At 73.1% G+C, this 12,011-nt stretch carries 11 protein-coding genes; 5 read left to right on the plus strand and 6 right to left on the minus strand.

Annotated elements, in window-relative coordinates:
- Window positions 1-3: 3 nt before the first annotated feature.
- The 4 genes from ABGB12_RS16770 to ABGB12_RS16785 are packed head-to-tail and all read right to left on the minus strand — an operon-like array spanning window position 4 to window position 4,643.
- A complete protein-coding gene (locus tag ABGB12_RS16770; RefSeq protein WP_347678832.1) occupies window positions 4-1,305 on the minus strand; it encodes an AAA family ATPase in 1,302 nt (433 codons plus the stop codon).
- A complete protein-coding gene (locus ABGB12_RS16775; protein WP_347678834.1) occupies window positions 1,292-2,785 on the minus strand; it encodes a hypothetical protein in 1,494 nt (497 codons plus the stop codon). Before ABGB12_RS16775 ends, ABGB12_RS16770 begins: the two co-directional genes overlap by 14 nt.
- On the minus strand, window positions 2,782-3,873 hold the full coding sequence (locus tag ABGB12_RS16780; protein WP_347678836.1) for a hypothetical protein: 1,092 nt from the start codon (window positions 3,871-3,873) through the stop codon (window positions 2,782-2,784). Before ABGB12_RS16780 ends, ABGB12_RS16775 begins: the two co-directional genes overlap by 4 nt.
- Window positions 3,870-4,643: a hypothetical protein gene (locus tag ABGB12_RS16785; protein ID WP_347678838.1), complete on the minus strand. Its 774-nt coding sequence runs from the start codon at window positions 4,641-4,643 to the stop codon at window positions 3,870-3,872. The genes ABGB12_RS16780 and ABGB12_RS16785 overlap by 4 nt, the downstream gene beginning before the upstream one ends.
- Window positions 4,644-4,822: 179 nt before the next feature.
- On the opposite strand from ABGB12_RS16785, the gene ABGB12_RS16790 reads away from it, so the two are divergent.
- From ABGB12_RS16790 to ABGB12_RS16800, 3 genes are all read left to right on the plus strand, one after another.
- Window positions 4,823-6,433, plus strand: a complete 1,611-nt coding sequence (locus tag ABGB12_RS16790; RefSeq protein WP_347678839.1) for an alkaline phosphatase D family protein — start codon at window positions 4,823-4,825, stop codon at window positions 6,431-6,433.
- A 49-nt stretch (window positions 6,434-6,482) separates the two neighbouring features.
- Window positions 6,483-6,926, plus strand: coding sequence for an NUDIX hydrolase (locus tag ABGB12_RS16795; RefSeq protein WP_347678841.1), 444 nt, complete (start codon window positions 6,483-6,485; stop codon window positions 6,924-6,926).
- A gap of 77 nt (window positions 6,927-7,003) precedes the next feature.
- Window positions 7,004-7,936, plus strand: a complete 933-nt coding sequence (locus ABGB12_RS16800) for a hypothetical protein (RefSeq protein ID WP_347678843.1) — start codon at window positions 7,004-7,006, stop codon at window positions 7,934-7,936.
- A gap of 13 nt (window positions 7,937-7,949) precedes the next feature.
- Here ABGB12_RS16800 and ABGB12_RS16805 read toward each other — a convergent pair whose 3' ends face one another.
- Together ABGB12_RS16805 and ABGB12_RS16810 are read right to left on the minus strand one after the other, a co-directional pair.
- The gene (locus tag ABGB12_RS16805; RefSeq protein WP_347678845.1) at window positions 7,950-9,008 is read right to left on the minus strand and encodes a Swt1 family HEPN domain-containing protein; all 1,059 of its coding nucleotides are present in this window, start codon (window positions 9,006-9,008) and stop codon (window positions 7,950-7,952) included.
- 17 nt (window positions 9,009-9,025) lie between these two features.
- Window positions 9,026-10,996, minus strand: coding sequence for a hypothetical protein (locus ABGB12_RS16810; RefSeq protein WP_347678847.1), 1,971 nt, complete (start codon window positions 10,994-10,996; stop codon window positions 9,026-9,028).
- Window positions 10,997-11,138: 142 nt separating this feature from the next.
- On the opposite strand from ABGB12_RS16810, the gene ABGB12_RS16815 reads away from it, so the two are divergent.
- Together ABGB12_RS16815 and ABGB12_RS16820 are read left to right on the plus strand one after the other, a co-directional pair.
- Complete coding sequence (locus ABGB12_RS16815) at window positions 11,139-11,690, plus strand: hypothetical protein (protein ID WP_347678849.1); 552 nt, start codon at window positions 11,139-11,141, stop codon at window positions 11,688-11,690.
- Window positions 11,687-11,965: a hypothetical protein gene (locus ABGB12_RS16820; protein ID WP_347678851.1), complete on the plus strand. Its 279-nt coding sequence runs from the start codon at window positions 11,687-11,689 to the stop codon at window positions 11,963-11,965. The genes ABGB12_RS16815 and ABGB12_RS16820 overlap by 4 nt, the downstream gene beginning before the upstream one ends.
- The last annotated feature ends 46 nt before the right edge of the window (window positions 11,966-12,011 follow it).

Below are 12,011 nucleotides of genomic sequence, written 5' to 3' on the forward strand. Positions count from 1 at the left end.
GCGTCAGACGGCGACCTTGTAGGACTCCAGATGGGCGAGCACCGACTGGTTGGCCTCCCAGCCGTCCGGGAACTTGATCGGAACCCCCAGATGGACCGGCCCGGTCGAGGGGTGGGCGTCCAGCAGCTCCGGGATGCCGGCCCGCGCCACCACCAGGCAGGCGTGCCTGTGCCGGGAGGCGAGCACGCACAGCCGTCCGGCCTGAAGGTGGAACTCGGTCGCGTCACGCCGCCCCGACAGCGGGTGTAGGACGACCGTCACGTCGTACTCGCGGCCCTGCAGCCGGTTGGCGGTGTCCACCGTGATGCCGGTGCCGCGCAGCAGCTGTTTGATGGCCGCGACCTGGTCGCGGTGCGCCGCGCCGACCGCGATCCGCTCGGCCGTCACCGGGGACTCCTCTCCGTCGGAGACGGCCACCGCGCCGCGCTGCAGCACCCGGACGGCCAGCGCCGCCGTCGCGGCCACCGCCTCGGAGTCGGTCCTGATGGTGTGCCGCGCGGGCAGCTCGTACAGCCCCCACCCGGACGCCGCCGCGATGTCCAGCACGTCGTCGTGGGCGCCCATGCCTCTGGCCCCGAAGCGCAGCAGCCTGTCACCGGGCCCGGTGCCGGCCTCGAAGGGGGTGTAGGGGTAGAACGCGTCCGACACGACCGGCGCCGCCGACGCGGGCAGCCGCCACGACACCGGGAGCCGGCGCACCGGCAGGTCGGGGTTGTGCGCCAGCAGCACCGAGACCGCCGACTGCGTCGGGTCCCACGACTGGCCCGCCCAGCGCTCGGCGTCCACGGTCGAGAACGGGTCGAGCTGGCCCGGATCGCCCACGAACAGCGCGCGCTCGAACCGGCAGGCGATGCGCAGCAGCGCGTCCGAGCGCATCTGGTACGCCTCGTCGATGATCGCCCACGGCCAGGTGCCCTCGCCGAGCGTCGCCCACTTGGCCGCGGTCGCGATGACGACGGGAGCCCCGGCCAGCGCCTCGGACTTCGGGCTGACCAGGACGTTCGGCCGCTTGACCCGCTCGCTGGGCTGGTAGTCCCCGGCGGACAGCCGGCCGATCACCAGCTCGGGGGCCTTGGCGCAGATCCGCTCGATGAGGTCGTCGACCTGCTCGTTGGTCTGCGCCACGATCATCAGCCGCTCGCCGGCGTCCGTCAGGTGCAGCGTGGCCTTGACCACCAGCGTGGACTTGCCCGCGCCGGGCGGGGAGTCCACGACGACACCGCGGTGCTCGCCGCCGGTCAGGAGCGCCAGCACGTCCGAGACGACCGCGTCGGCTCGCGCGCCGGGCGACTCAGGCTGACTCATGGCTCATCTCCTCGGCGACGGTCTCGTTCGGCGGCTCGTACGGCTCGGGCGGCCCGCCGTGCGTCCAGGGGGTCTCCTCCGGATCGGGCAGATTGGCGCCCGGCCGGAACTCGTCGGTGAAGGTGGTGAAGCACATCCGGTCGCCGGGTTCGGGGATCGAGCCGGGGTTGGGCTTGCGTGAGTTGCCCATGCCGTTCTCGATGCGCAGCAGCACCTCTCCCTCGCCCGCTTCCACCACCTCGGCCTTCTGCGAGCGGGCGGTGTTGTGCACGACCTTGCCGGGCTCGACGCGCAGCCTGTCATCGGTGGCGATCCGCACCAGCGGACGGCGCAGACCCTTGGAGTTGACGTTCTCCGGATCGGTCCAGACGACCTCGCCGCTGAAGGCCTCGCCGTTCAGCCGGTGCTCGGCCAGCACCAGCGGGTCGTCCAGGGCCCGCTGGACGGCGTACCGGGAGGCGGCGCCCTCCAGCGAGGCCAGCCGCCGCGCGGCCGCGACCGCGCCGTCCCTGCGGGCCTGCGGCGCGCCCTCGGCCAGCGACTCCTCGAAATTGGTGAAGGACTGCCGGTCGCCCTCGAACCGCTGGGGGACGCTGGGCGCCTCGGGCAGGGAACGCAGCAGTTCCACCCCGCGCCACATCAGCTCCCAGGTCGGCTCGAGCTGGGTGGACAGCGCCTTGGCGACGCGCTCGGCGGCGAACTGGCGGGCCGGGCCGTCGTCCTCGGCCAGGTCGTAGGCGGCCATCAACGGGGCCAGCACCTCGTTGTCGAACGACGGGTCGGTGGTGGGGCCCGCGGGCGGATGCAGCAGCGGGTCCTCGGCCTCCAGCGCGGCCTCCGGGCCGGTGCGCCCGGGCGGCGGGTCGATCCAGGCGAGCTGCGCGGCCAGGTTGCCGTCCTCCAGCGGGCTCTGCCCGGTCGCCCAGTGCAGGGACAGCAGGTCGGTCATCGCGCACAGGACGCTGGAGCCCGGGTAGTCCGACCGGTCGGCGAACCAGGTCAGCCAGCGGCCCAGCAGCGGCACCTCCTCGGGCACCGGCCACTCGCCCTCGCTCTGGCGGAAGCGGGTGGAGCGGCCGGTGAGCCGCAGGAACTCGATGCCGCCCTGGTTGGGCACCAGCAGCTGAGGCGCGTCGAGGAACCGCTGGTAGGTCTCGCCCTTGCGCTCGCCGCGCTTGATCTCCAGTGTCTCGGCCGAGAGCTGGGCGGCGGCGACCGCCTGCAGTACCAGCCCGGCGAGATCGGCGAAGAAGGCGAACCGAAGGTCGCGGTTGCGCGGCTGCGGCACGACGAACAGGCGCGGCTCCTCCCGGCGGGTGCCGGCCATCACGGCCAGCGGCGCGGCGGCCTCCCCGGCCAGCCGCAGCGGGACCAGCACCGTGGGATGCTCGGCCAGCCGGACGTGCCGGACGGTGGCCAGCGGCACCGCCCGCCCGTCCCGCAGCGCCTCCATCCGGGCCAGAGCGGTGAGCAGGCTCATGCGCGCAGCTCCGCCAGCAGCCGCCGGGCCTCGCGCAGCTCCGCCGCGATCTCCTCCAGGCCCTCCGGCGGGGTGAGACCGCCGTCGGCCAGGGCGAGCGCGTCCTCGATCCGAGTGAGGCCGCCGAGCTGGTCGCCGAGCTGGCGGCCCAGCACCTCGGTGGCGCCGCAGGCGCGGGCCTCGGACCGGCAGAAGAACGCCAGGTCGCAGGTGGACATGCAGGCGGGGGCGTACCTGGCCTGGACACGGGTGAGCGACTGCGAGAGGTTCTCGTCGAGCTCGAAGGAGAGGTCCTCGGGCAGCGCGTCCAGCAGCTCCTCGATGCGCCGCATGCGGCGCAGCTGCCGCCGGATCACGCTCAGCTGCGGCCGGACGTCGACCAGGGTGGCGGTCGGCCGGTTGGAGAAGTTCTCCGGGCAGACCAGTACGACCTGGTCGGCGACCAGGTCCTCCGGCTGCTCCAGCTCGGCCATCATCCGCTGGAGCGCCAGCACGTAGACGGCCGACTGGCGGGCCGCCGCGGCGACCTGGTCGGGGTCGGCGCGCCCGTCGATGACCGGGAAGGACTTGATCTCCACCACGTGGAAGCGGTCCTGGAGCCGGAAGGCGATGACGTCGGGCTCCAGGTAGACCAGGTGGCCGCCGACCTCCAGCCGCAGCAGCGGGTGGTCGAAGAGCGTGCCTTCGCCCTCGACCGCCCGCTTGAGCAGCTGCTTGGTGCGGGTGTAGCGCACCTCGCGGCTGACGTTGCCGCCGACCTCCTCCAGGTCGGCGTAGGAGGACTCGGCGACCGGCAGCCCGAGCCTGTCGCGCAGCAGCCCGTAGAGCTGGGCGCAGCCGTCGTTCTTGACCAGCGTCTCGAAGGCGTTGCCCCGGGTGATGGCGAACTGGGACTGGCCGAACGGCATGCTCTGGCCCAGATACCGGGCGATCTCCCCCTTGTCGGCGCCGGCGGCGTCCAGTACCGCGCGGCGCGCGCAGCCGGGGTTGGTGGTGAGCGCCGCGATGCTGCGGGCGTCGTGGTTGCGCGGCGGGGTACTGCCGCGCATGCGGTCGAGCCTGAGGTCGACGGCGGAGCTCGAAGTCATGAACGGTTTCCTACGGCACGTGCGCCCTGCAGACGGGCGCCGAAGAGTCGGGTGACGGGGTCGAGCTTGGCCGCGCGTTCCGCGGCCTCCTCTCGGCAGGCGGTGTCGGCCGCCAGGTGGACGTCGAGTTCGGCGTGCGCGGCGGCGCGCACGCCGGACGGCTCGACGGCTCCGCGCGGGCCGGTGGCCCGGGGGATTCCGGCGGCGAACCGCCACAGCAGCCTGCGCGCGGCCGGGCCCGGCTCGGCGTCGAGCCGCTCCAGGTGTTCGGTGACGCGCAGCGCGGCGGTGAGGAAGTCCACCCGGGGACTGAGCGGACCGATCATGCGCCGGGCCGCCGGCCAGGTGCTGAGTGCCAGCAGGCCCCGCGCGGGGGCCAGCAGGTCGGCGGTGAGCGCGGCGCACAGGTAGAAGGGGCGGGTGTGCGGCCCCGAGCGGAAGGACCGCTCCTCGTCCCGGCGCAGGCTGGTGAGCTGGCCCGAGGCCAGCTCACCGGAGAAGAAGGCCTCGTGGACGCCGAGGATGAGCTTGGGCGCCGCGGGCACCCCCAGCAGGTTCAGCGCGTGGTGGACCTGCTCGCGCACCGGGATGACCCGGGCGGGCTCGGGGGCCGAGGGGGCCATGACCGCGCTGTCCCAGAGCCGTTCGGCGCGGCGCAGTTCGGCGCGCAGTTCCCGGGCCAGCGACCGGTCCCCGTCGGCCACCGCCCGCCGCACGCGCGTGCGCAGTTCGCTGATGCGCCGTTCCAGCTGATCGGGGGAGTCGGACATGGCGCAGACAGTAGCGGATCTTCCCTTGAGTTCCAGGGTTTTCCAGCAATCACAGGCGTGTCGCGGCGGCGCCGATGAAAGGTCGAATCGGATGAACCGGCTAAACCTTGATGAACGGCCGATGGCGGCTGGCCGATGGGCCTTCTCCGCGTGGTGAAGGCGAATTAGTTTCGGCTCTCGTGACCCATCTGAATCGCCGTGAAGCGCTGAAGCTCGGCGGCGCGGGCGTCGCGGTGGCCGCACTCGTCCCTGCCGCCGCGCACGCCGCCCCCACCACCCCCTACTTCCAGCACGGCGTCGCCTCGGGCGACCCGCTGCCCCGGGCCGTCATCCTCTGGACCAGGGTGACGCCGACCCCCGAATCCCTGCCCGGCAGCGGAGCCGGACCCGCCGTCCAGGTCGGCTGGCAGGTCGCCGAGGACGAGGCCTTCACCGCGGTGGTGGCCGAAGGCGTCCTCGACACCGGCCCGGAACGCGACCACACCGTCAAGGTCGACGTCCAGGGCCTGCGGCCCGGCACCGCCTACCACTACCGGTTCTCCTACCTGGACGCCTTCTCCCCGGCCGGGCGCACCCGCACCGCGCCGGCCGAGAACGCCGACGTGGACTCGCTGACGTTCGCCGTGGTGTCCTGCTCCAACTGGGAGGCCGGCTACTTCGGCTCCTACCGGCTGCTGGCCGGGCGCGACGACCTCTTCGGCGTGATCCACCTGGGCGACTACATCTACGAGTACGCGCCCAAGGAGTTCGGCACCGGTGACGGCGGCGCGTTGCGCCAGCACGTCCCGGCCAAGGAGATCACCACCCTGGCCGACTACCGGCAGCGGCACGCCCAGTACAAGACCGACCCGGACCTGCGGGCGCTGCACGCCCGCCACCCGTGGATGATCGTCTGGGACGACCACGAGATCGCCAACGACGCCTGGTCGGACGGCGCGCAGAACCACGACCCGGCCACCGAGGGCTCCTACGCCGACCGCAAGGCCGCCTCCCGGCAGGCCTACGACGAGTGGATGCCGGTCCGCCTCCGCGACGGCGGCGTCATCTACCGCACGCTGCGCTTCGGCAAGCTCGCCGAGCTGACCATGCTGGACCTGCGCAGCTACCGCTCGGAGCAGACCTCGGGCACGGCCGTGGACGACCCGGAGCAGACCATCACCGGCGGGCCGCAGATGGAGTGGCTGAAGTCCACCCTGTCGGCCAGCCGGACCCGCTGGCGGCTGGTCGGCAACTCGGTGATGATCGGACCGCTGGTGCTGGGCTCGCTGCCCGCCGAAGTGCTCGGGCCGCTCGCGCAGCTCCTCGGGCTGCCCTCCGGCGGCTACTCGCTCAACCCCGACCAGTGGGACGGCTACACCGACGACCGCAGGGAACTGCTCGGCCACCTGAAGGACAACGAGATCACCAACACGGTGTTCCTCACCGGGGACATCCACACCAGCTGGGCCATCGAGGTCCCCTGGAAGGCCGGCAGCTACCCGCTGACCCCCGCCGTCGCGACCGAGTTCGTAGTGCCGTCGGTGACCAGCAACAACATCGACGACATCCTCCAGGTGCCGCCGCGGACCGCCTCGCTGGCCGCCGAGGCCGCGATCGCCACCACCAACCGGCACATCCGCTGGTCGGAACTGGACTCCCACGGCTACGGGGTGCTCACCGTCCGGCGCGAGCAGACCCGGATGGACTGGTACTTCCTGTCCGACCGCACCAGCCCCACCGCCACCTCGCGCAAGGCCGTCTCGTTCACCACCGCGTCGGGTTCGCAGAAGCTGAAGCGCGCCTGGGGCTGACCGGGACCGGCGGACCGCCGTCACGCCCCGGGAATGAGAGACTCGGGGCGTGACGCACCAGATCAGGAAGAATCTCCGGGTGGCCGCCTACGGGATCTGCGTGGAGGAGGACCGGATCCTGCTCGCCCGGTTCATCGGCGGCGACACTCCCCGGTGGACGCTGCCCGGCGGGGGCCTGGAGCACGGTGAGGACCCGGTGGACGGCGCGCTGCGCGAACTGACCGAGGAGACCGGCTACACCGGCCGCGTCGTCGGCCTGCTGGGCGTGCACTCCCTGCACATCCCCGAACGGGACTGGGACGGCGAGATCGTCGACCACCAGAGCCTGCGCATCGTCTACGAGGTGGAGCGCACGGGCGGCGAGCTGCGGCACGAGGTGGACAACTCCACCGACCGGGCCGAATGGTTCCCGCTGGAGGACGTGCCCTCGCTGGAGCACGTCGACCTGGTGAACGTGGGACTGAGGATGTGGCGGGACGCACGGGGCGGTTGAGGCACGGCCCTGGCGAGACGCGCATCCATGAGATAGAACAGAATGTCGAGTCGCCGTCCAGTCCCGAGGAGCGGCCCTTGCCGACCGTGCCGGAGCTCAGCAACCCCGTGGCGGCCGCGCCCGAGCCGCCGTCGGGGCCCGTGCGCGAGCTGCCCGCGGCGCAGGCCCGCCGGATGGCGCTCGAGGCCTGGCGTGAGGCGCGGCTGAACAGCACGCCGGGCCGGGCGCACTTCCTGTCCACCGTCGACTCCTGGCTGGAGCGCGGCTGGAGCGTCGCCTACTACGGCACCGGCACCCGCGTCATGCTCTACAGCTGCGGGGCCCCCGACGCGTGGCTGCCCTCCTCCCCGCCGCCGCGCCGCCTCGCCCTCCCCAAGGGCACCGGGCGGCTGGCGGGCGTCTACACGGGCGAGCCGCTCTTCCCCGGGGACAAGCGCGACTACTCCGTGCCCGGAGCGCCGGGGCCGTCCGCGCAGGAGAAGGGCGCGTCCGACACCGAGCTCGTCCTCGGCGTCCACGGCGAGGACCTGCACATCATGTACCGCGACGAGGCGAGCGACGCGGTGGCACACCTGGAGGCGGCGTTCGGCGCCCGCACCTACGGGGAGGCCCGCGAGATGGGGCTCCGGGTCGACGACCGCCGCCGCTGCCTGGACTACTACATCGAACTCGTCTGCCGCGCCCACGAGGACGTGGACGAGCGTTTCCTGCGCACCCGCTCCACCCAGGACCTGTGGAACGCGGTACGCCCCGCCGACGACCAGCCCTTCGACGTGACGGAGCACCCCTGCTTCGGCGACGGCGACTGGCGTCCGGCTCCGACCGTCCGGGGCCCCTGGGCCGACACCGGGTTCCGGGAGCTGTTCGGCCCTGTGGAACGCGACTGGGAGACCGGATGGGAACGCGTCTCCGCCGAGCACGTCAACGACGTCCTGGCCCACCTCCGCGGCGGGGGCTGGTCGGTGGGCCGTGACGACGCACTCTTCGCCGCCTTCTGGCCCGACGCCTGAGCGCGCCGGGACGTCACTCGGGGCGGGGTCCCTTCCAGACCGTCAGGTCGAGCCGCACCGCGGGCTCGGGCTTCTGGACGCGGCCGGTGACGGTGAACAGGCCGATCGCCCCCTTGTCGGTGGTGACGCAGAAACGGCGGCCCTTGGTGATCTCCTCGGCGGAGAGCTCCGAACCGCGGGGCTCGGTGTCGCGGCAGACCCGGTAGGAGCCTTTGTCTCCGGGAGGCAGGACCGCCAGCCTCCGGTCGCTCGCGGTGAGGATGCCCGCGGTGTAGAAGAGGTCGCCTCGGAAAGCGCCTTTCCGCGGGCGCCCCGGGTCGTCGAGCAGCGCGAGATGGAAACCCTTGACGAGCTCGATGTTCTGGTACGAGGCGAGTTCCGAGCCCAGGGGGCGATCGGCGTGGACGCCCTCATAGGGGTCGTCGAGGGCGTCTTCCGGCCCGTACAGCTGGACGAGGGCGAGCAGGACCAGCCCGCCCACGAGCAGCGCGGCGAAACGCAGCTGGGGGACGCTCAGGCTTCTGCCGGAGGACTTGGCCGCGGGTTTGGCGGGGGTCTTGGAGGCCCCGGTCGCGGTGGGGGCCTTCTTGGGCTTACGCCCGAAGGGGACCCGTTTCTTCTCCGCCTTCTTCTCGGCCGAGACCGGCGGGCCGGGTTCGGTCCCGGCCGGTTTGGGCGGCAGGAGGAGCGCCTGTGTCTCGGCGGACAGGTCGCGGGCCCCGACGAGCCGCAGCAACTGGGCCATGACCCGCAGGGCCTGCGCTGCCTCGGCGTCCCGGAAGGGGCGGAATCCGAGCCTGTCGCCGATCCCGATGACCTCCGCGGCCAGCTCGGTGCCCGGCGGGGGGATGATCTCAGCGAAGAAGGCCTCTTCGGTGAGAAGGGTCAGCAGGAGACGGGTGTCCTCGAGCTGGTGGCGCACCGGCTTGCCGAGTCGCTCGGAGTCCCGCCGCGAGCGCTCCTCCAGCCAGCCGGGGCCGTGCCGGTTGGCCATCTGCCGGTCCACGTAGGGCCGCAGCCCGCGGCCGACCAGTTCCAGCCCGCGCCCGACGCGCTCCTCGTTGCCCGCCACCGGGGCAGCCTAACCGATCAGTTCGTGCGGGTGTTGGGGAGATGGTCGCCGACATACCCGATCCACACCTTTCCGGTGGCTCCGCCCGCGTCGTCGTGGAAGTGGATACGCGGCGCGGGCGTACCGGTCTTGCGCAGCTTGATGTGGGCGGGCATGAACACCTTGCCCGAAGAGTCCACCTCGGGCGGCACCGGGAAGGTGCGGGGCGCGGCGAACTTCTCCCGCCCGGACACCGAGTCGGACTCCTTCATCGCCAGCAGCGCCGCGGAGATGACCCGGCGGCCTCCGGTGCCGGCCATGCACCAGTCGCGGAAGCCGCCCTGGAAGTCTCCGCGGGAACGGGCCCTGGCGTAGTCGTCGAGCGCGCACAGAGCGTCCCACGCCTTGCCCGCCCACACCCGGCGCAGCCCCGGGTAGGCCAGATCGAGCAGGCCCGCCTCATGCGTGGTCTCGCCGATCACCACGTGGGTGAGCGACTCGGCCGCGTGCAGCGCGTCCACCAGCGAGGCGGGGGACTCCGGCGGGGACTCGACGACCTCGAGCCGCCGGTCGCGGGCGAGCAGCTCGGCCTCCAGCCGCCGGACCCGCTCGGCCAGCCGCCGCTCCCGCGCCGTCGCCTCCGACAGGTCGCGCTCCAGCCCCGCCTGGTGGCGGCGCAGCCGCTCCACCTCGTCCTCCAGCCGGGCGGTCTCGCTCTCTGCCTCGTCCCTGCGGGAGTCGGCGTGGCGGCGGCCGTCCCTGGCCTCCTTCAGCTCGTGGGTCAGGGTCGCGACATGCGCGCTCATCGTCCGCATCTGGCGGACCAGTTCCTGGGGGTCGGCGGTGATGAGCTCCAGCATGCTCTCCAGCTCGTCGTGCAGGCCCGCCCCGACCGTTCCCGCGACGGTGTCGGCCAGGCCCGCCAGCCGTTCGGCCACCCGGTCGGCGACGGTCTGGGCCAGCAGCTCCAGGTCGAGAGAGGGCGCGGGGGCCGGCTGGGGGACGGGCTGCGGCGCGGGCTCCGGCGAAGGCTCGGGGGGCCGCGGACGGGGCACCACCTCGGTGGTCTTGGCCGTGGCCAGCGCCATCATCTTGCGGTAGATCTCGGAGTCGGCGAAGGGCGGCGGCGCGGGCCGCGGCCGTACCGCCCCGCTCGCGCGCAGCGCCTCGAGCGGGGCCTCGCCCTGCAGGATCCGGCCGACGATCCGGTAGGGCTCGCGCAGCTCGTCGGGGAGCTTCTGCGGCGCGGTCTCACCGATGATGTACCCGGCCGCCAGGTCCAGCGCGCCCTCGCCCCGGTCCCGCAACATCCGGCCGCCCATCACCCGGTGCCGGTCGGGGTAGGTCTCCGCGCCCGGCCGCCAGCCCGCCAGGTAGGTGCGCACCCCGCCGCCGTAGACCGCGCAGTCGTCGCCGACGCCGTCGTTGAACCTGTCCTGGGCGCGCAGGTCGGCCAGCCACAGCACCTGGGCGGTCCCGGCCACCCTGGCCGCGAGGTAGTCGGCGTTGGCCCGCGCCGCCTGCGGATTCCTGGCGTCCACCGAGACCACCACGACCGGCACCCGGCGGCGCGGCCTGGCCAGCTCGGCCAGCAGGTGCACCACGCCGTCCTCGTCGGCCTCCTCCGCGGCGCCCGAGAGCTGGACCGCGCCGTCGGTGACGCGCTCGGTGGCCAGATAGGCCGGCATGAAGCCCGGAGCGTAGGCCTCCACGGCCGGGCCGGTGTGCTGCTCGACGGTCACCACCGCCCAGCCCGTCGTCCGCCCGCCGCTCTGCGCGTATGTGACCCGGGTGCGCAGCCGGGAGCCCTGCAGGACGAAGCGGCCGCAGCCGGGACGCGCCTCCAGGCAGGCGCGCATGTCCCGGTGGGTGTACTCCACATGCGGGCTGATCGGGATCTCGGGGAAGCCCTGCCCGGTCAGCCAGGTGCTGAAGGCCCGGCGCAGCCGTTTGCCCAGGGTCGGCCCCGGATCTCGCAGAACTGCCTGGTAAAGCCTGATGGTCGGCATATTTCCAGTGACGGGTCGGGGATCGGGTGGCCCCAAAATCCTATGTGCTTTCCTCCCTGTGACGCCCCTCTTGGGCAAAGATTGCGCCCGCCGGGCCCGAGTCATGGGCCGCGTCGGTGCCGCGCTCAATAATCTGCGCGTCATGGGCGATGCAGAAGAACCCGAGTTCGGGATCCGGGTGTTCGGATACTCCCGCCGCGAGGTGGACGCGTTCGTCGCCGAGGTGCGCCGGGAGCTGCGGATGCGCTCGGGAGGGACGGGAGAGGTCACCGTGATCGGCTCCTCCCCGTCGGGGGAGAGCGGGGCGGCCCGGCTGCTGCGGCTGGCCGGCGAGGCCGCCGAGCAGCGCAGGGCGGAGTCGGCGGAGCAGGCCGAGCTGACCCTGCTCAGTGCCAGGGAGCTGGCCGACCGCATGGGTGAGGAGGCCGGGGAGCGGCTGCGGGAGGCGACGGCGGAGGCCGAGCGGCTGGTCGCCGAGGCGCGCAAGCGGGCGCGGGAGCTGGAGGACCGGGTGGCCGAGACCCTGGAGCGGGAGGTGGCCTCGCGGGTCGGCGAGCTGGCCCGGGCGCACGAGCGGCTGGTCACCGGGCTCGCAGGGGTGCGCGACGCGCTGGAGGAGGTGCTGACCAGGGACGCGGGGCGTGGCCCGGTCACAGCGCACACCCTGGTGCCGCGGCAGGGGAGGGCCGAATGATCGAGGACGGAGCGTCCCTTCCGGCGGACCTGATGATCCTGCCGCTGCTCTTCGTCGTGACGTTCCTTCTGGTCACCGCGGTGTTCGCGGGGTGGCGCAGGCTGACCGGCCGGGGCCGGACCGCGCCGGTCCCCGGGGAGCGGCAGCCGATGGGCGTCCCGGCGGCGGTGAGCCGGCTGCGGGCGGCGGGGCTCGACCCCGACGAACTGCTCGGTCCGTGGCTGCTCGAGGCGAGACAGGGTCGTGATCGGGAAACCACTCTGGAATTCCCTTGACCATGCGATAGTGGCGCGGTGAGCGACGAATCGGGTGTTCTTCGTG

Source organism: Actinocorallia sp. B10E7 (assembly GCF_039871655.1).
GTDB lineage: Bacteria > Actinomycetota > Actinomycetes > Streptosporangiales > Streptosporangiaceae > Actinocorallia.

Excerpts from the sequence above, each read along its gene's own strand:
- ABGB12_RS16770 (WP_347678832.1), bottom strand. The coding sequence starts at position 1,305 with ATGAGTCAGCCTGAGTCGCCCGGCGCGCGAGCCGACGCGGTCGTCTCG.
- ABGB12_RS16775 (WP_347678834.1), bottom strand. The coding sequence starts at position 2,785 with ATGAGCCTGCTCACCGCTCTGGCCCGGATGGAGGCGCTGCGGGACGGG.
- ABGB12_RS16780 (WP_347678836.1), bottom strand. The coding sequence starts at position 3,873 with ATGACTTCGAGCTCCGCCGTCGACCTCAGGCTCGACCGCATGCGCGGC.
- ABGB12_RS16785 (WP_347678838.1), bottom strand. The coding sequence starts at position 4,643 with ATGTCCGACTCCCCCGATCAGCTGGAACGGCGCATCAGCGAACTGCGC.
- ABGB12_RS16810 (WP_347678847.1), bottom strand. The coding sequence starts at position 10,996 with ATGCCGACCATCAGGCTTTACCAGGCAGTTCTGCGAGATCCGGGGCCG.
- ABGB12_RS16815 (WP_347678849.1), top strand. The coding sequence starts at position 11,139 with ATGGGCGATGCAGAAGAACCCGAGTTCGGGATCCGGGTGTTCGGATAC.
- ABGB12_RS16820 (WP_347678851.1), top strand. The coding sequence starts at position 11,687 with ATGATCGAGGACGGAGCGTCCCTTCCGGCGGACCTGATGATCCTGCCG.